The organism is Vreelandella rituensis (assembly GCF_003336665.1).
GTDB lineage: Bacteria > Pseudomonadota > Gammaproteobacteria > Pseudomonadales > Halomonadaceae > Vreelandella > Vreelandella rituensis.
In genome coordinates this window covers 1-16,786 of sequence record NZ_QPIJ01000008.1, presented here as the reverse complement: position 1 = coordinate 16,786, position 16,786 = coordinate 1, and the positions used below count along the sequence as shown (strand labels likewise).

The following is a 16,786-nucleotide window of genomic DNA, read 5'->3' as shown; positions in this document are numbered from 1 at the left end:
TCCTTGAGATTCATTGATGAATAGGGTCGATCTTGAACTCAAGTGCCTCCAGGCAAGCCATATAGCGCTCATTAAGCTGTTCGTGACTTTCCGCTGGAATGAATAATGTGCCTAACTGATAACAAAAGGCATTTTGATTGACGAGTTCACTAAGCCGGGTTCCTTTCTCGACGGTAAACTTGACAATAAGGCCGGGGAATCTGTTTTTTAGTTTTTCTATCTCTTCTTGCGTGGGCAGCCCGGTGACAATTCCATCCTTTTTTTGGTAAGGGATGTAACATTTGGCGGCTACCGGGTATGGCCCTTCACGATTAGGTAGGGAGGGCCGCTCACCAAGAGCGATATCAATCGCTACTTCATGGTTACTCATGCCGTCCACCATGATGAATATTTCGCTATGCGACTGGGAGATTCGCGTATTGACTTCTATCAGCCATAATTTGTCGTCATTTTCATCCCACATGAATTCTGCATTGAAACAGCCATTGTCGAAATCAATATGCTTAAGAAACTTCTTGCAAGCGAGAATCATCCGGCGGTGGATGTTTTCAGGAAGATTGCTGGGGTATTCCAAACGATCGAAGAGACCGGAATCCGTGCTGCAGGGCTGGGAGATAATGCCATGCACATTGAATTCCCCATGAAACATCGTCCCTTCAGGAGCAGCTTGTACCCCATCTATCAACTTTTCCGCAATGCAGGTATTGCCATCCCGCTCCTCTATCTCAGGCGGTAGCTCAACCTTGTCAAGGGCTTCATTGAAGGGGTCGCCGAAATGACGAATGTCATCACGCATGGTATTTATCGCTTCGTCGAATTGTTGCTTGTTCTCTATCTTGAAACCCAGCTGTGACGAGAAAGCTTTGACGGGCTTTAGCCAGAACGGGTAGTCCAAGGTGACTTGGTCAAAGGGGTCTTTTTCGAAAGGGTTAATACTACAGAAGTCAGGTACGCATTCAGGAATTACCTTGTTCTGTTCAAGACGACTCCAGTATTTATGTTCACATTTAAGGACGCTTTCCACAGAGGGCGAGGGAATGCGTTGCTCTTTACAGAGCAAGGGAACCATGACACTCGTGGGAAAATCCCAGTGGGCTACAATCGCATCCACTGAACATTCATGGCTCGCAATTTCCTTTCTGGCTTTTTCTAAAAGCTCATTAAAGGAAAACTTATCGGCCGACTCAACCGCCGTGGCGACATCCAGTACACCGTAAAGATTAAACGCCTGGGCTCGCCGTATTGTCTGGAATTCCTTACGTTGCTGCTCTTCCAAGGCGATGACAAATACATTGCGTTTCATCCCTCTGTCTCCTTGAGCAGAATAAGCTCCTGAACGGGTAATCCTCATTTTGGTTGATTATTATTACGCTGAGGCAGCGCGCAATAAACCAAGTAACTCAAGCTAAAGCAGGTAAGCCGAACCTACTCCATTAACGTAGTAAAGGAGGGAGGGGCTTCCAAGCAAAAGCAACAAAAATCAACCGTTATGATTGGAAGGAACGCACAGCTTGTCGAGCATAGCCTAGTTAATTCATTTTCCTGAATGGACTATGCTCGGAAGAAAGGAGGGTGAAATAGAGGTTCGACGGCATGATGCCATCCAAACCAATACGCCCGCACCAAGGGTGCGGGCGTAAATGCAAGGATAAGGCTGCTGATGGCTTTACAACGCCTGGATCTTTTCCTGCTGCTCCAGCAAGAGCTTACGGGCAGCCTGGAAGTCCTTTAACTTGCCGCGCTCCTTTTCCACTACCGCATCCGGAGCCTTGGCGAGAAAGCCTTCGTTACCTAGTTTTTTCTCGATGCCACCGATCAGCTTATCCTGCTTGTCGATTTCCTTGGACAGGCGCTTGAGCTCAACGTCCTTGTCGATCAGGTCAGCCATGGGCACCAACACCTCCATCTCACCCACCAGTTGGGTGGCGCAAAGCGGGGCATCGTCGGGGTTGGCAAGCCAGGTCACGCTTTCCAGCTTGGCGAGCTTGGAAAGGAACAAGCGATTGCTCTCGAGCCGTGACTGGTCTTCGGGCTTGCCCTTGGTCAACATCACGTCCAGCGGCTTGCCGGGGGCGATGTTCATCTCGGCGCGGATGTTGCGCACTGCGATGATCACACCCTTGAGCCATTCGATATCCAGGGTGGCCTGTTCATCGATCTTGGCCTGTTCGGCCTGGGGCCATGGTTGGACCATGATCGAGTCATTTTCCCCTTTGAACGTACCGGCCAAGGGCGCCACGCGCTGCCAGATTTCCTCGGAAATATACGGCATCATCGGGTGGGCCAGGCGCAGAATGGCTTCCAGTACACGCACCAGGGTGCGGCGTGTGCCTCTTTTGCGCTTTTCTAGCGCCGCCGCTCCCGACGCCCTGTTTCCCGCAGCATTAGTACTTCCTTGTACGTCATCCTCCCACAGCACCGGTTTGGAAAGCTCCAGGTACCAGTCGCAGTACTCGTTCCATACGAAGTCGTAGAGCGCCTGGGAGGCGTGGTCGAAACGGTATTCCTCCATCGCCTTGGTGACCTGGGCTTCGGTTTTCTGCAACTGGGAAATGATCCAGCGATCGGCGAGGGAAAGCTCAACCTCGCTATCCTGACCGATGCCGCAGTCCTCGCCCTCGGCGTTCATCAGCACGTAGCGCGAGGCATTCCACAGCTTGTTGCAGAAGTTGCGATAGCCATCCAGGCGGCTCATGTCGAACTTGATGTCACGCCCGGTGGTGGCCTGGGAAAGGAAGGTGAAGCGCAGCGCATCGGTGCCGTGGGCTTCGATACCGCCGTCGAACTCCTGGCGCGTGGCCTTGGCGATCGCCTTGGCTTTCTGCGGCTGCATCATGTTGCCGGTGCGCTTTTCGACCAGCGTTTCAATCTCGATGCCATCGATCAAGTCGATGGGGTCGATCACGTTACCCTTGGACTTGGACATCTTCTGGCCTTGGGCATCACGTACCAGGCCATGCACATAGACGGTCTTGAACGGTACTTCGTCCGTAAACTTCAGGGTCAGCATGATCATGCGCGCCACCCAGAAGAAGATGATGTCGAAACCGGTGACCAGCACACTCGAAGGGTGGAAGGTCGCAAGCTCCGGGGTCTTCTCCGGCCAACCCAAGGTGCCGAAGGTCCAGAGGCCCGAACTGAACCAGGTATCCAGGACGTCTTCGTCCTGGGTCAACTGGACGTCCGCGCTTAAACCATGTTTCTCGCGGGCCTCTTGCTCGGTGCGGGCGACAAAGATATTGCCCTCGGTGTCGTACCAGGCGGGAATGCGATGCCCCCACCACAGCTGGCGTGAAATACACCAGTCCTGAAGATCGCGCATCCAGGCGAAGTACATGTTCTCGTAATTCTTGGGCACGAACTGAATGTCGCCGTTTTCCACCGCCTCGATGGCCGGTTTGGCCAGGCTTTCGACGGCCACGAACCATTGGTCGGTAAGCAGCGGCTCGATGACATCGCCCGAGCGGTCGCCATAGGGCAGGGTGTTGTTGACCGCTTCCACTTGCTCCAGCAGGCCGAGTGCGTCCATGTCGGCGACGATCTGCTTGCGTGCTTCAAAGCGGTCAAGACCGGCGTACTTGGCGGGCAGGGTGGGGTCGACGTCCGGTTGCGGCTGGCCCTTGAGGTTGTAAACCTCGGCTCGCTCGAGAATCGTCGCATCCTTGGAGAAGATGTTGATCAGAACGTGATCCTGGCGCTTGCCGACTTCGTAGTCATTGAAGTCATGCGCTGGGGTGATCTTCACGCAGCCCGAGCCTTTTTCCATGTCGGCGTGTTCATCAGCAACAACGGGAATCCGGCGGCCGACCAACGGCAGTTCGATGAACTTGCCCACCAGCGAAATGTAACGCGGGTCCGCCGGGTTGACCGCCACGCCGGTGTCACCCAGCAGGGTTTCCGGGCGGGTGGTGGCGACTACCAGATAGTCTTTGCCATCGTCGGTGGTGACGCCGTCGGCCAAGGGGTAGCGGAAGTGCCAGAAACTGCCCTGCTGGTCGCGGTTCTCGACTTCCAGGTCGGAAATCGCGGTGTGCAGGGTGGGGTCCCAGTTGACCAAGCGCTTGCCGCGATAGATCAGGCCTTCTTCGTGGAGGCGCACGAAGACTTCCTGAACTGCCTTGTAAAAGCCTTCGTCCATGGTGAAGCGTTCGCGGGACCAGTCGACACTGGCACCCATGCGGCGCAGCTGGCGGGTGATATGGCCGCCGGATTCGTGCTTCCACTCCCATACCTTGTCGATGAATGCCTCGCGCCCCAAGTCATGGCGGGTCTTGCCTTCTTCGACGGCCACCTTGCGTTCTACCAGCATTTGCGTGGCGATGCCTGCATGGTCGGTACCTACCTGCCACAGAGTGTTGTGCCCCTGCATGCGTTTCCAGCGCGTCAGCGTATCCATGATGGTGTCCTGGAACGCATGGCCCATGTGCAGGCTGCCGGTAACGTTGGGCGGCGGAATCATGATCGAGAAAGGCTCACCTTCACCGCTGGGCGCGAAGCGTCCATCGGCTTCCCAGCGTTCGTACCAGCGGGTTTCGATCTGTTCGGGTTGGTAGGTCTTTTCCATGAATAGCGGCTCGCAACAAAGATACCCCGCGCCAACGGAGCATCGAATCGAATGGGCGGAAACGTTCCGAAAAATGGCGCCAAGTATAGCGCGGGAGAGGCAGTGGCGTCAGGGGGCAAAGCCCAACAAGGGCTTTGGTGAGTCGCTACAGGATAGAAGTGGGTAGTCAGCGAGTCGCTGTATTGGGAAAAACGCGCGTTTGCTCGATTTCTTTTTCAGTGGCGTACCGCCGGCGGTACCCATAGCCGAGCAGTTTTGCGTGTCCTTCAATCCATCCGTTGGTGTAGCGAAACCCTGGGATACCTTTCAACGTTTGATGACGCTTGCCTCGTTCGCCATCCAGGAAACCTTGGATCCAGGCGTTGCGGTAAATGCGGCGGTACATGTTAGCTCCCCAACTTTGTTACTAAGTCTATTAAGCTCCTTGGTACTAGTTTCTTAGTTTAAACGAGTTTTTATTTATTTTGCAGTGCAATGTAAGGTTGACGTGCCGCCGTCTTGATTGAAAAACGTTTTACAAGGAAGATTCGCTAAAATGTAATCCGCAATCAAGCGCTTGAGGTTGCGATGGCGCGACCAGGGCTGTAGAAGCGCATGGCCAACAGTCCCAGTACTGGGCCGGGAAGCAGCCACCATAAAACCGCCAGTTGCTGGCTTGACCAGAGCGTGGTGGTCAGGGCGATGGCGGGAATGGTCAGAGCAAAACCGATGGCATTCATGATCGCCAGCGCCGCGCCCAGGCGTTCACGCGGTGCGGTGACAGAAGCCAGGGCGGAAAACTGGGGTGAGTCGGCAATCACGCAAAGCCCCCAAATAGCCAACAACCCCAGCAACAGCAGGGGCGAGGAGCCGCCGAGAAAGGGGTAGACCAGGCATAGCGTGCCGGAAACCGCCAGGGCGCCGACGGCCACGCGGTCACTGCCCATGCGACGGCTCAGCCAACCGCCACCGACACAGCCGGGAAGGCCAAGGGCGATCACCAGAAACGCAAGCCAGGGCAGCCAGGAAGGATCCCAACCTAACCGTGCGACTTCACGACTGACCAGATAAGGCACCAGCGCCCAGAAAGCATACAGCTCCCAGCAATGGCCGAAATAACCCAGGGCCGTCGCGCGAAAATTGTTGACTCGAAACGCTGCAAGCCCTACCCAGGGGCGGCCTCCCTTAGCGGGACCGGGCAGGTGCGGACCATCACCAAGACGCAAGATCAGCACGGCGGCAATCAAAGCCAGAAGCGAGGCCAACAGCAGCGGCCACTGCCAGGGTAGCGCCAGGGTGAGACCGCGCAACAAGTGTGGGGAAGCGGTGCCCAGGGTCAACATGCCCACCAGCCAGCCGAGTGCCGCGCCGGCGTGGCTGGGTGTCCAGCTGACCACCAGTTTCATGCCCAAGGGGTAAATGCCGGCCAGGCACAGACCGGTAAAAAATCGCGCAATCACCGCAAGAGAAAGCGATTCGGCCATGTCGATGAAAGCGGCGTTGCATAAGGCACCGGCCACGGCGGAGCAGGCGAACAACCGGCTGGCCTGTACTCTGTCGGCAAGCCCGGTGGTGGCGATCATCAAGGTACCGCTGATGAAGCCCGCCTGGACGGCGATGGTAAGCAGCCCCAGGCCCCGTTCGCTCAAGCCGACAGCCTCGCTCAAGGCCAACCCCACGCCATTGACGCTGAACCACAATGAGGTGCCGAAAAGTTGCGCAATGACGATGGTGGCAAGAGGATGGCGCGTGAGCAAAGAAACAAGCATGGAGTGATGCCTTGAGGCGAGTCGGTCCCACCAGTCTACCTTTCGCCGCTTTCGAAATACTATCTTTGAACCAACCCCGGCGCAATCTCGGTTGCTTTAGCTTCGAGTCAAGCCGGATCGGCCAGGGAAGGCCGCTATCGGCGGCGTAGCCGCCGCAATTGTTGTTCACCTTTCTCGGAGGTGGGGCGCTGCTGGTCGGTGATGTAATGCGTCACGATATCCAGCGGTGCGCCCCCGCAACTGACGACGCAGTAGGACGGTGACCAGAACTGGCTGCCCCAGCGTTTGTCGGCGATGTCTTGTGCAAACGCCTTGCGTATCACGTAAGCACCCTTGCCTTTGAGCTTGCCGATAAAGTGAGACAGGGCTTTCTGTGGTGGGCAGATGACCAGCAGGTGGAGATGGTCGGCCTCGCCGTTAAACTCGATCAATTCGCCCTGCATTTGCTCACAGGTTTCGCGCAACACCGCGTCCAAACGGACCAGCATCGACTCGGTGAAGACATCGCGCCGATATTTCGGGACAAAGACAAGGTGGTAGTGAAGTCGGTAAGCGCATGACCTGCCAGTTCTCCAGGGGTACTCGTCACTCATAGTCTTGACTCATTAGGGGGATGGCGCTAGCCTGGAACCATTGTCCTGTTTATGCAACCAGGTCCCTTATGGCACAGCGCGGTTTTTCATTAAGCATTTCGGATCGCCTGTCTTCACGACAGGCGACCGCCTTTGCTCAATGGATAGGTGGCGCGAATGTGCTGCGTAACTATAAGGTGCGTGAGTATCGTGACTTGCTGGCGCAAGGCCGAGGGACCGAGATCAACCAGGCGTACGCCCCGATCAAGCAAGCCCCTGACGTTGCCTTCCTGAAAGACATACCCGTTCAAATCCTGCGTAACGCCGCCAGCTCGGCCTATGCCGATGCGGAAGCCGCCCGAAAAGGGATTTCCAGGTTTCCCAAGGTCAAAGGCCGAAACAATAAACGTAGCTGTATCATCACCCAGGAGTTGTTTGATCTTCAGCCTGTCGCAAACGACAAGACTCAGGTGACGATCTATGACTCGGCAACCAGGAAGCGCACCAAGCTGTTTTCTATCACCGTGCCTTATTCGTACGCATCACTGAGCAAGCAGTTTGTCATCAGCCGCCAGGGACGCAGCTTCACGTTCTCCGGCTCACTGGATGATGGTCAGACCTACCCTGACAACGAGGCGCTACTCAACGACGTTGCGTACCTCGATGACGACAAGCTGCTGGGTTATATCACCGGCCTGGACGGCGGTGTTGCCCGCCCCCTTCAGGCCTGCAATGGCACGATCTTCGACTACACCCCGGAAGAAAAGCGCCAGCTTCGACGACATAACGACCGGATCAAGCGGCTCCAGGCAGCCCTCAGTGGCAAGAAGCGTCGCAACGGCAATAAGTCCCGGCGCTGCGCGTCGAACAATCAGCGTCATCTCGCCAACCAGATAGCCACCCTGCATGGCAAGATTCGTCGACTGCGCCGAAATTTCGCGCATCGCGTGTCGCGGAACGTCGTGGAAACGTCAGGCGAGATCATCTGTGTGGAAGACCTCAAACTCAAGGCGATGACCAGGCGGGCAAAGAAGCAAACCCAAGGCCGCCAGACTCTTAAAAATGGGGCAAGGGCCAAATCCGGGCTTAACCGCAGCCTGAACAANTTTCTCAAGATCAATCCGGCGTACACCTCGAAGGAGTGTCATGCCTGTGGCAGCCGCAACACCGAGCGGCCCACTCAAGCCGGGTTTCATTGCCTGGCATGCGGCCTCAAGGCCAATGCGGACGAGAATGCCGCCCGCAATATCGCCAAGCGAGGCGTCAGAGACATCAAGAGCGGAGCGTTTGCTGCTAAGGCAAAACCGCGCAAGACCATTGCAAGACGACGTAAGAAGCACCTGGAGAGTGATCTTCCCCTGGTGGGCGAACGGCCATCAGGTAAAAAATCAGAAAGCCGAGAGGACGGTCTGGCCAGTTTGGCAGCCTCCCACGCCTCGACGGTCGAGACGTCTGGAATAAGTCCCGAGACCTCGGGCAGTCTTCATTTGTCTCACGTTGAGGCAGCGACGCTTTCTACAACAAAGGTCGACCCGTCAGGGTAGACTGGAAACCTCCTTGCTTTAGCTGGAGGTAGTTCATAACATGGAAGCCCGACAGGTAAGACCTGCCGGGCTTGAAGGTGAATCAGGCTCAATTCGGGCCTCAGCTGATTTCCAGAGGCTGATGGCCTTTCATCTTTTCGATGACATTGTCTGCAGCGTCGTCATTGATGGAAGCTATCAACAGGGTGCGACCCTGGTCGATATGTTGTTTCCATTTCTGGTAGGTATCGGTGGACCTGTTTTCGTTGATGACGGCTTCAGGAACCTCATCCAGCGTCAGTTCCTTGCCCACCAATCCGGCCTGAAACTCATGGGTCTTGTTTTCCTGGCCGATAAGATGGAATTTTTCGCTGGGAAAACCCCAGGAAGTCAGGTCACGCATAGCGCCTAGTGCTTGATCGACCGATTCATATACGCCGGCAATGTGTCTAACCATAATGGCAGTCTCCTTACAGGTATCAGCGCCGATTGGCGCCTATTGAATCATTGGGCCAGGTGTGTTCCTAACTATAGTCAATCATTCAGTTTCTGCCTGAAGGTAAGTGCTCAAGACTTCAGTTGATGGGACACCACCTCATGGCCGAGCTGCTTGTAACGTTGCCAGCAGGCGCGCTTGGTGATCAATACTTCCTGGTGCTGGTTGATGATTTCCGCCACACGGGCGTAATCATTGACGCCTTCGGGAATCTCCGAGTGCAAGTTGAGCAGCGCCGTGGCTTGGGTCGGGGTGGGCAATGCTGTCCAGCTGAGCGTCACGGGGACGCTCTCGGCCATGTCGCTTTCGAGCAAAGCGTGGGGGAGGTAGGCGTCCGGGCGAAACGTCCACAGCATGCTATCGAGCTGTTCGGCCATGCTGCGGTCGGCGCAATGCAGATGCAGTCGATAGCCTTTGCCATGGATGGTTTCGGCCAGGCGACAGGCGAAGGACAGGCGTGCCTCAAGGGTGGTGTCGGGCAGGATGTAGAAGTCGATACGGGTCATGGGCGCTGGCTTGGGAGGGGCTGCCTTGTTAGAGGAGCTTTGAGGATGAATATCGCCGCCCGCAGGCGGCGATGCCACTGTCATCGCCTCAATGAAGCGTTAGATCAGTCGGGTTAGCCAGCTGCGGCTGTCTTCACTGCGCCCGTACTGCAGGTCGAGCAGCTTGGTACGCAGGCGCTTGGCGATATCATTGTCACCACCGGCAGTCAGACGAATGCGTTCGTTTTCACCCACCAGCTCGCCCACCGGTGTGATCACCGCCGCGGTGCCGCAGGCAAATATTTCCGTGATCTCGCCGGATGCCGCGCCGTCACGCCACTCATCGATGCTGATATGGCGTTCTTCCGGGGTCAGACCTTCATCCTTGGCCAAGGTCAGGACGGAGTCACGGGTCACCCCTTCGAGAATGGTGCCGGTGAGCTTGGGCGTGACGATACGACCGTCCTTGAAGACGAAGAACAGGTTCATGCCGCCGAGTTCTTCCACCCATTTGTTTTCCGTGGCATCCAGAAATGCCACCTGGCCACAGCCGTGGGCTTCGGCTTCTTTCTGTGCCGCCAACGAAGCGGCGTAGTTGCCACCGCACTTGGCGAAACCGGTGCCGCCGGGCGCCGCACGGTTATAGTTGGTCGACAACCAGATCGAAACCGGTTCAATGCCGCCCTTGAAGTAAGCCGCCGCCGGTGAGGCGATGACGTAATAATCCACTTCATGCGAGGGGCGCACCCCGAGGAATTTCTCGCTGGCGATCATGAAGGGGCGCAGGTAAAGGCTGCATTCATCGGCGTCACTGGAAGGCGTGGGTACCCAGGCGTGATCCTGGGCCAGCAGCGCTTTCAGGGAGCCGATAAAGTCGTCATCGGAAAGCTCCGGCAGTGCCAGGCGACGGGCGCTGCGGCGAAAGCGTTCGGCATTCTTTTCCGGGCGGAAGGTCCACACCGAACCGTCGGCATGGCGGTACGCCTTGACGCCTTCGAAAATTTCCTGGCCGTAATGCAACACGGCGGCAGCTGGATCAAGGGTCAGCGGGCCGTAAGGCCGTACTTCATGGCCGTGCCAACCGTTGTCCAGGGTCCAGCGAACGTGGGCCATGTGGTCGGTGAAATAACGGCCGAAACCCGGGTTTTCGAGAATATTGTCACGAATGTGGTCTGCCGTGGGTTGAGTCGACGGCAAGGGATCAAAGCGAGTGGACACGACTGATAATCTCCGCTGTAATCAAACGCCCTTGGGCGTTTCATGATGCGATACGGGAACACCGAAGGATAACCTTCGGTGTTTGTTTAATTAAACAGGTTTAAAGGTTGCGGTGTCGAAAGGCAATCTTTAGCGGGTCAGGTGTCACTACTTTCTACCTGGACATCGTTTTCCCGGTCCATCAGGTACTGAGTCAACAGCCCGACCGGTCGTCCCGTCGCCCCTTTTTGTTTACCGGAATGCCAGGCGGTGCCGGCAATATCCAGGTGGGCCCAAGGGAAGTTGTCGGCAAAGCGCGACAGGAAGCAGGCAGCGGTAATGGTGCCCGCCGGGCGTCCACCGATATTGGCCAGATCAGCGAAATTGGACTCCAGCTGCTGCTGGTATTCGTCCCACAGCGGCAGGTGCCAGGCACGATCCCAGGCAGTTTCTCCGGCATCCAGAAGATCCAGCGCCAGGTCATCATTGTTGGACAGAAGCCCGGTGGCATGATGGCCGAGCGCGATGATGGCGGCGCCGGTGAGCGTGGCGATATCCACGACGCTAGCCGGTTTGAAACGTTCGGTATACGTCAGGGCGTCACACAGTACCAGACGGCCCTCGGCATCGGTGTTGAGCACTTCCACGCTCAAGCCTTTCAGCGTGGTGATGATATCGCCGGGCTTGGTGGCGTGGCCGTCAGGCATGTTTTCCGCGGCAGCCACGACGAACACCAGGTTGAGCTTGGGCTTGATGCCGAGGATTGCCTTGGCGGTGCCCAGCACGCTGGCGGCGCCGCACATGTCGAATTTCATTTCGTCCATGCCTTCGCCGGGCTTGAGCGAAATGCCCCCGCTGTCGAAGGTAATACCCTTGCCCACCAGCACATGCGGCGCTTCTTCGCTGTCATCGGCGCCGTAATACTTCATCACGATCAGACGTGTCGGTTCGGCGCTGCCCCGGCCCACAGAAAGCAGGGAGTTCGCCCCGAGAGCTTCCAGCGCTTCCTCGTCGAGAATCTCGACTTCCAAGTCACCCTTGGCGCTCTTGCCGAGTTCCTGGGCTTGTTCGGCCAGATAGCTCGGGGTGCAGATATTGCCCGGCAGGTTGCCCAGGGTACGGGCCAGACTGGCGCCTTCACCGATGGCATTGCCTATTCTGGCGCCTGCCTGAGCGGCCTCGGTGTTGGCGGATTCGCTGACGACCAAGGTAATGTGCTTGAGCGAAGGCGCCGGAGCCGGGTCGGTCTTGAAACGGTCAAACCGGTAAATGCCGCGTTGGCTCGCTTCAAGCACCATGCGTGCTTTCCAGGCACAATCGCGGTTTTCCACCGGCACATCGGTAAAGGCGATGGTGATATCATCCAGAGGAAGCTTGACCAGAGCGCTGAAGGCACTGTCCAATGCCTTGATAAAGGCGGCTTCCTGACACTTCTCGCGCTTGCCCAGCCCTACCAGCATCAGGCGCTCGGCGCCGAGGCCCGGGGCGAAGGGAATCATCTGTACATTACCCAAGGCGGCGTCGAAGTCGCCGCGCTCAAGCAGCTGGCCGATCAGCCGTTCGCTGGCATCATCCAGCTTGGCGACAGCGGGCAGCAATTCACTGTCCTTGAATACCGGTACCACTAAACAGGCAGTTTCGGCTTTGGCCGGATTGGCTGTCTGAACGGAAAATTCCATGACGTCTCCAACAAGACAAGCATCGAGGGATTCGGGATAATGTCGGCTCGGCGTTACGCCTTGCCACATAGCCTCAGTGTACCCAAGGCATGCTTGCATTGCATGGCATCCTGCACGACAAGCCGGAGAGTGCGTTGATTTTATTTCGTTACCTGACTCGTGAAGTCCTGCTGACCATGGCAGCAGTGACCGGTATTCTGCTGCTGGTCATCATGGGCAGCCGTTTTATCCGCTATTTCGGCAGTGCCGCGGAAGGCGATATCCCGGTGACCATACTCGGCAGCCTGATGCTGTTTCACCTCCCGGGGTTTCTCGAACTGATCCTGCCGTTGGCGTTTTTTCTCGGCATCTTGCTGGCCTACGGGCAGCTTTACATGAACAGCGAAATCACCGTGATGGTGGCCTGTGGCATCAGCCCCTCCCGGCTGCTGCGAGTCACTTTATTGCCGGCAGCGGTGGTGGCGGTTCTGGTGGGTCTATGCAGTTTGTGGCTGACCCCGGCCGGGGCCTTGCATAATGCGGCGACGCTGGAAGAGCAACGTAGCCGCCTGGATGTCTCGTTACTCGCCCCCGGGCGCTTCCAGGATTTCGGCGGCGGGCGTACCGCTTACATCGGCAGTTTCAGTGACGACGGCACGCTCATGCAGGACGTGTTCGTGCATCAACAGGGACGGCGCGGAGACGACTTCATTCACAACTATGTTACCCGTGCCCAACGTGGTTACCAGGAAACCAGCCCGCAAACCGGCAGCCGCTTTCTGGTGCTGGAGGAGGGCGAGCGTTACGGCGTCACGCCCGGAAGACAGGAAACCGAGCACTTGGCATTCGAGCGATATACCCTGCGCCTGGGGCTGAGCCGTGACCGGCGCGAACTGGACTCGTTGGAGTACGCCACCACGGAGGAGCTATGGAATGACGACAACCCGCGCGCCCAGGCGCAGTGGCAATGGAGAGCCGGATTGCCGTTGATGGTCTTCGTGCTGGCCTTGATCGCTCAGCCGCTGTCTCGGGTCAACCCACGCCAAGGGCGCTTCGCCAAGCTATTGCCCGCGGTATTTCTGTATGTCGCCTATTTGAGTTTGCTGTTGGCGGTGGTGGATGCCGTGGGTAGCGGTGCCTGGCCCGTAGCGGCGGGCGTCTGGCCTGTACATGCATTATTTCTGCTGATCGGCTTTGGGCTGCTGTGGCACTCGCAACGCAAGGGGATGCGCTGATGCTGACAATAGCTGATCGGCTAGACCGCTATATCGCCCGTAATGTGCTGGTGGCGATCATCGTCGTGCAGATAGTCTTGCTGGGGCTGGACCTGACGATTGCCTACATCGGCGATCTCGGCCATGTCGAGGCGGGTTACAGCGCCTTCGACGTTCTGCTCTATCTGTTCATGCGCATGCCCTGGCGCTTTTATCAGTATGCCCCGGTGGCGGTGTTGATCGGCGCCTTGATCGGCCTGGGGGGAATGGCCTCAAGCAATGAACTGACCGTGATGCGCGTCGCCGGGCGATCCCTGACCCGTATCTTGTGGGGCGTGATGAAACCGGTGCTGCTGGTGGTAGTCGTGGTCTTGCTGGTGGCGGAATACATAAGTCCCCGTACCGAGCAGTTCGCCGAAGCCTGGCGGCTGGAAAAGCGCCAGGGAGAAGGGGCGTTAATGGTCAGCCGTAGCGGCTGGCAGTTCGAAGGCGACAGCATTTATCGTTTTGGCGCGATTCGTGCCGATAACGTGGTGCTCGACCTGACGCGTTACCGTTTCGAAGGCCAGCGCTTGACCGAGACCTTGTATGCGGAACGTGGCGTATGGGAGCAAGGTAGCTGGACGCTTGAAAATGTCTCGATTACCCGGCTTTCCGATACCCGCACCCAGTCTGAACAGCATGCGGGAATGGAATGGGATACCGCTTTCACGCCCATGCAGCTCGAGCGCCTGCTGCGCAGTATCGAAAGCCAGGCGCCCAGCGAGCTATGGGATTACGCGCAATTCTTGCAGGCCCAGGGCTTACAGGCCGACCAGCCGCTTTTGCATTTCTGGCAGAAAATGTTGATGCCGTTGACCATGGCCTCACTGGTGTTGATCGCCGCTTCATTCGTGTTCGGGCCGCTGCGCACCGTGGCGGCGGGCACGCGGGTGTTCTACGGCGTAGTGACGGGGCTGGTGTTTAAATACACCCAGGACCTGCTGGCACCGGCGTCGACGATTTTCGGTTTTTCACCCGCCTGGGCGGTACTGGTGCCTACCCTGAGCGTTGCGCTGGTCGGTCTGTATTTACTGCGCCGCAATGGATAGCGGCGCGCAACTTTCTTGATGGTGTGATGTTAATAATGATGCAACGACAATTCTCACAGCTGGACAGCGTATGGCCGGCGGCTCTGGCGCGACGCTTGGGTGCCATGCTCTACGACGGCTTTCTGGTGGCGGGCATCTGGTTCGTGGTGACCGTGGTCCATGTGGCCTTTGCCCGCTTCGTGCTGGGACTGGAGGCGCAGCAGGTGGGCCAAGGGCCGCTTCAGGTAGCTAGCTTGCGCCTGTTGCTGGTGCTTTCCGCGATGGCATTTTTTATCTATTCATGGACGCGTGGCGGCATGACGCTGGGCATGCAGGCCTGGCGGTTACGCGTCCAGACCCCGGATGGCTTTTCGATCAGTGTGATGCAAAGCCTCATTCGCTGCTTGACTGCCTGGGTATCGTTGGCGGCCCTGGGGCTGGGCTATTGGTGGGTGCTGTTCGATGGTGAACGGCGTAGCTGGCCAGACATCGTTTCCGGCACACGCACGGTGGTATTACCCAAACGCAACAAATGAGCCGAAAGAATAAGGAAAACCAAAAAAGCAGTGACGGCCAGCACATACGCAACACTTGGATTGGGGCACTTCATCCGGGCGATAAAAAAATACAATCCCACTTGCAAAGATGCATGCGAATCATTTACATTCACCTTAATGTCTTTTGTGAGGTGAACCACATGTATGTATGCGTGTGCAAGGGCGTAACCGACCACCAGATTCGTCGCCATGTCAGCGATGGGGCCCGCAGTTGGCGCGAAGTGCGTGAAACCACGGGGTGTGCCACCCAGTGCGGTAAATGCGCCTGTGTAGCCAAGAGCGTGACCCGTGAAGCGATCAAGTCGGAAATGCAACAGGCCGATATGGGACTCGCTTACGCCGTGTGATGTTAATCATTTTCACCTGGATTAACATTAACAACCTTATGATTTAATTTGATTTTTATCTCAATTGTCTATAATTTCCCTCACGCTGGGAGAGCGGGCCATATTGGCTTATACTCGATCTCTCCATAAATTTTTCTATTGCGTAATGGGCTTCGCCAGCAAAGGCAATCCATCCCTGCAATAGCACAACGTGAGGTGCCATTATGAAAGGTGATCCGAAGGTTATTGCTTATCTCAACACAGCGTTGGGAAACGAGCTGGTTGCCATCAACCAATATTTTCTGCATGCCAAGATGTACAAGGACTGGGGTCTGAAAGCACTGGCCAAGTGGGAATATGAAGAATCCATTGAAGAAATGAACCACGCGGATAAGCTGATCGAGCGCATCTTGTTTCTTGAAGGGATGCCCAATCTCCAGGATCTCGGCAAGCTCCACATTGGGGAAAACGTCAAGGAAATGCTGGAAAGCGATCTCAAGATCGAGCATGACGGCCGCAATGATTACATCGAAGCCATCACCTACTGCGAGCAGGTCAAGGACTATGTCACGCGTGACATCTTCCGCGATATTCTGGCCGATGAAGAAGACCACATCGACCACATCGAAACCGAGCTGGGCCTGATCGACAAGGTCGGTCTTCAGAACTATCTCCAGACTCAGATGCAGGTTGCCGGCGACGAATAATCCTTCGCCGCGGCAACTGATCAAAGGCAGCCAATCTGGCTGCCTTTTTGGTCCTGGCCCTCGCTCGGCAATTAGCCTTTCAGAAAAGGTTTTTCCAGGGCAAAGCGGGCGACTGGTTCCCCCTGGACTTCCGCGCTTTGCATGAACATCTCAAGGGGCCGCACCCAAAGGCCGTATTCGCCATATAGCGCCCGGTAGACGACCAGGGCTTCCCCGGTTTCGCTATGCTGTGCGCTGCCTATCACTTCGTAAAGATTACCCTTGTAGTGCCGGTAGATGCCGGACACCGGGTATTGAACGGTACCTTTCATCGTTTTGCGCGGGAAACCCGGTTGCTTTAGCGCCGGGAGGGATAGCGCGTCGTGCGCAGCACGACTCGGGGCTCCCTGTCCGCGCCCTCCTTTAGGGTTGGATTGTGGGTATCTGGTGGTAGCCGTAGCCATCACCGCGTTGCAGCAGGGTGCAGTGGCGCCAGGAAATCCCCTGGACCGCGCCCTGTTCTGTCTGAATATTGAAACTGCCGGTCTTGCGAATCGCCACGCGCCCCATGTGGCTGCCGGTCTTCTTGCCGGCCGGGACAATCGCCCTGACCCTATCGCCGGTCTGAAAGCCCTTCACTTGCTTTTGGCGCATCAGGTAGCCACGCGGAAAGCCGAACTTGTCGAGCCG

The 16,786-nt window shown here is 56.9% G+C and carries 16 protein-coding genes and 1 pseudogene; 6 read left to right on the top strand and 11 right to left on the bottom strand.

Features of this window, described 5'->3' with window-relative positions; all coding sequences use genetic code 11:
• Positions 1-10: 10 nt before the first annotated feature.
• The 5 genes from DU506_RS05455 to tnpA all read right to left on the bottom strand — a co-directional run bounded on the left by DU506_RS05455 (position 11) and on the right by tnpA (position 6,905).
• The gene (locus DU506_RS05455; RefSeq protein ID WP_114485932.1) at positions 11-1,303 is read right to left on the bottom strand and encodes an ATP-grasp domain-containing protein; all 1,293 of its coding nucleotides are present in this window, start codon (positions 1,301-1,303) and stop codon (positions 11-13) included.
• Between the two features lie 363 nt (positions 1,304-1,666).
• Positions 1,667-4,564, bottom strand: coding sequence for a valine--tRNA ligase (locus DU506_RS05450; protein WP_114485931.1), 2,898 nt, complete (start codon positions 4,562-4,564; stop codon positions 1,667-1,669).
• Positions 4,565-4,730: 166 nt separating this feature from the next.
• Positions 4,731-4,949, bottom strand: coding sequence for a hypothetical protein (locus DU506_RS05445; protein WP_114485930.1), 219 nt, complete (start codon positions 4,947-4,949; stop codon positions 4,731-4,733).
• A 163-nt stretch (positions 4,950-5,112) separates the two neighbouring features.
• The gene (locus tag DU506_RS05440) at positions 5,113-6,312 is read right to left on the bottom strand and encodes an MFS transporter (RefSeq protein ID WP_114485929.1); all 1,200 of its coding nucleotides are present in this window, start codon (positions 6,310-6,312) and stop codon (positions 5,113-5,115) included.
• 134 nt (positions 6,313-6,446) lie between these two features.
• Positions 6,447-6,905 carry an IS200/IS605 family transposase gene (gene tnpA / locus DU506_RS05435; protein WP_114485928.1) on the bottom strand — a complete coding sequence of 153 codons (459 nt, stop codon included), beginning with the start codon at positions 6,903-6,905 and terminating at the stop codon, positions 6,447-6,449.
• Positions 6,906-6,925: 20 nt separating this feature from the next.
• On the opposite strand from tnpA, the gene DU506_RS05430 reads away from it, so the two are divergent.
• On the top strand, positions 6,926-8,428 hold the full coding sequence (locus DU506_RS05430) for an RNA-guided endonuclease InsQ/TnpB family protein (protein WP_114485927.1): 1,503 nt from the start codon (positions 6,926-6,928) through the stop codon (positions 8,426-8,428).
• Between the two features lie 100 nt (positions 8,429-8,528).
• Here DU506_RS05430 and DU506_RS05425 read toward each other — a convergent pair whose 3' ends face one another.
• From DU506_RS05425 to DU506_RS05410, 4 genes are all read right to left on the bottom strand, one after another.
• The gene (locus DU506_RS05425; RefSeq protein WP_114485926.1) at positions 8,529-8,864 is read right to left on the bottom strand and encodes a hypothetical protein; all 336 of its coding nucleotides are present in this window, start codon (positions 8,862-8,864) and stop codon (positions 8,529-8,531) included.
• Positions 8,865-8,974: 110 nt separating this feature from the next.
• Positions 8,975-9,409 (bottom strand): DNA polymerase III subunit chi, encoded by a 435-nt coding sequence (locus DU506_RS05420; protein ID WP_114485925.1) that lies wholly within the window; start codon positions 9,407-9,409, stop codon positions 8,975-8,977.
• Between the two features lie 99 nt (positions 9,410-9,508).
• Positions 9,509-10,606, bottom strand: a complete 1,098-nt coding sequence (locus DU506_RS05415) for a branched-chain amino acid aminotransferase (protein WP_114485924.1) — start codon at positions 10,604-10,606, stop codon at positions 9,509-9,511.
• Positions 10,607-10,743: 137 nt separating this feature from the next.
• The gene (locus DU506_RS05410; protein ID WP_114485923.1) at positions 10,744-12,264 is read right to left on the bottom strand and encodes a leucyl aminopeptidase; all 1,521 of its coding nucleotides are present in this window, start codon (positions 12,262-12,264) and stop codon (positions 10,744-10,746) included.
• A gap of 134 nt (positions 12,265-12,398) precedes the next feature.
• Between DU506_RS05410 and lptF the strand changes: the two genes are divergently transcribed.
• The 5 genes from lptF to bfr all read left to right on the top strand — a co-directional run bounded on the left by lptF (position 12,399) and on the right by bfr (position 16,117).
• A complete protein-coding gene (gene lptF, locus DU506_RS05405) occupies positions 12,399-13,478 on the top strand; it encodes an LPS export ABC transporter permease LptF (protein WP_181870701.1) in 1,080 nt (359 codons plus the stop codon).
• Positions 13,478-14,548: an LPS export ABC transporter permease LptG gene (lptG, locus tag DU506_RS05400; RefSeq protein ID WP_114485921.1), complete on the top strand. Its 1,071-nt coding sequence runs from the start codon at positions 13,478-13,480 to the stop codon at positions 14,546-14,548. The genes lptF and lptG overlap by 1 nt, the downstream gene beginning before the upstream one ends.
• A gap of 35 nt (positions 14,549-14,583) precedes the next feature.
• The gene (locus DU506_RS05395; RefSeq protein WP_235825450.1) at positions 14,584-15,063 is read left to right on the top strand and encodes an RDD family protein; all 480 of its coding nucleotides are present in this window, start codon (positions 14,584-14,586) and stop codon (positions 15,061-15,063) included.
• 161 nt (positions 15,064-15,224) lie between these two features.
• Complete coding sequence (locus DU506_RS05390; RefSeq protein WP_114485920.1) at positions 15,225-15,431, top strand: bacterioferritin-associated ferredoxin; 207 nt, start codon at positions 15,225-15,227, stop codon at positions 15,429-15,431.
• Between the two features lie 203 nt (positions 15,432-15,634).
• Positions 15,635-16,117 (top strand): bacterioferritin, encoded by a 483-nt coding sequence (gene bfr / locus DU506_RS05385; protein WP_114485919.1) that lies wholly within the window; start codon positions 15,635-15,637, stop codon positions 16,115-16,117.
• A 71-nt stretch (positions 16,118-16,188) separates the two neighbouring features.
• Here the strand turns inward: bfr and DU506_RS05380 are convergent, their stop codons facing one another.
• On the bottom strand, positions 16,189-16,428 hold the full coding sequence (locus DU506_RS05380) for a DUF1653 domain-containing protein (protein WP_114485918.1): 240 nt from the start codon (positions 16,426-16,428) through the stop codon (positions 16,189-16,191).
• Between the two features lie 91 nt (positions 16,429-16,519).
• Positions 16,520-16,786: pseudogene (locus tag DU506_RS05375) on the bottom strand (RNA-guided endonuclease IscB); the annotation flags it as partial.

Coding starts and splice junctions, on each gene's coding strand:
- DU506_RS05455 (WP_114485932.1), bottom strand. CDS start 1,303: ATGAAACGCAATGTATTTGTCATCGCCTTGGAAGAGCAGCAACGTAAG.
- DU506_RS05450 (WP_114485931.1), bottom strand. CDS start 4,564: ATGGAAAAGACCTACCAACCCGAACAGATCGAAACCCGCTGGTACGAA.
- DU506_RS05445 (WP_114485930.1), bottom strand. CDS start 4,949: ATGTACCGCCGCATTTACCGCAACGCCTGGATCCAAGGTTTCCTGGAT.
- DU506_RS05440 (WP_114485929.1), bottom strand. CDS start 6,312: ATGCTTGTTTCTTTGCTCACGCGCCATCCTCTTGCCACCATCGTCATT.
- tnpA (WP_114485928.1), bottom strand. CDS start 6,905: ATGAGTGACGAGTACCCCTGGAGAACTGGCAGGTCATGCGCTTACCGA.
- DU506_RS05425 (WP_114485926.1), bottom strand. CDS start 8,864: ATGGTTAGACACATTGCCGGCGTATATGAATCGGTCGATCAAGCACTA.
- DU506_RS05420 (WP_114485925.1), bottom strand. CDS start 9,409: ATGACCCGTATCGACTTCTACATCCTGCCCGACACCACCCTTGAGGCA.
- DU506_RS05410 (WP_114485923.1), bottom strand. CDS start 12,264: ATGGAATTTTCCGTTCAGACAGCCAATCCGGCCAAAGCCGAAACTGCC.
- lptG (WP_114485921.1), top strand. CDS start 13,478: ATGCTGACAATAGCTGATCGGCTAGACCGCTATATCGCCCGTAATGTG.
- DU506_RS05395 (WP_235825450.1), top strand. CDS start 14,584: ATGATGCAACGACAATTCTCACAGCTGGACAGCGTATGGCCGGCGGCT.
- DU506_RS05390 (WP_114485920.1), top strand. CDS start 15,225: ATGTATGTATGCGTGTGCAAGGGCGTAACCGACCACCAGATTCGTCGC.
- bfr (WP_114485919.1), top strand. CDS start 15,635: ATGAAAGGTGATCCGAAGGTTATTGCTTATCTCAACACAGCGTTGGGA.
- DU506_RS05380 (WP_114485918.1), bottom strand. CDS start 16,428: ATGAAAGGTACCGTTCAATACCCGGTGTCCGGCATCTACCGGCACTAC.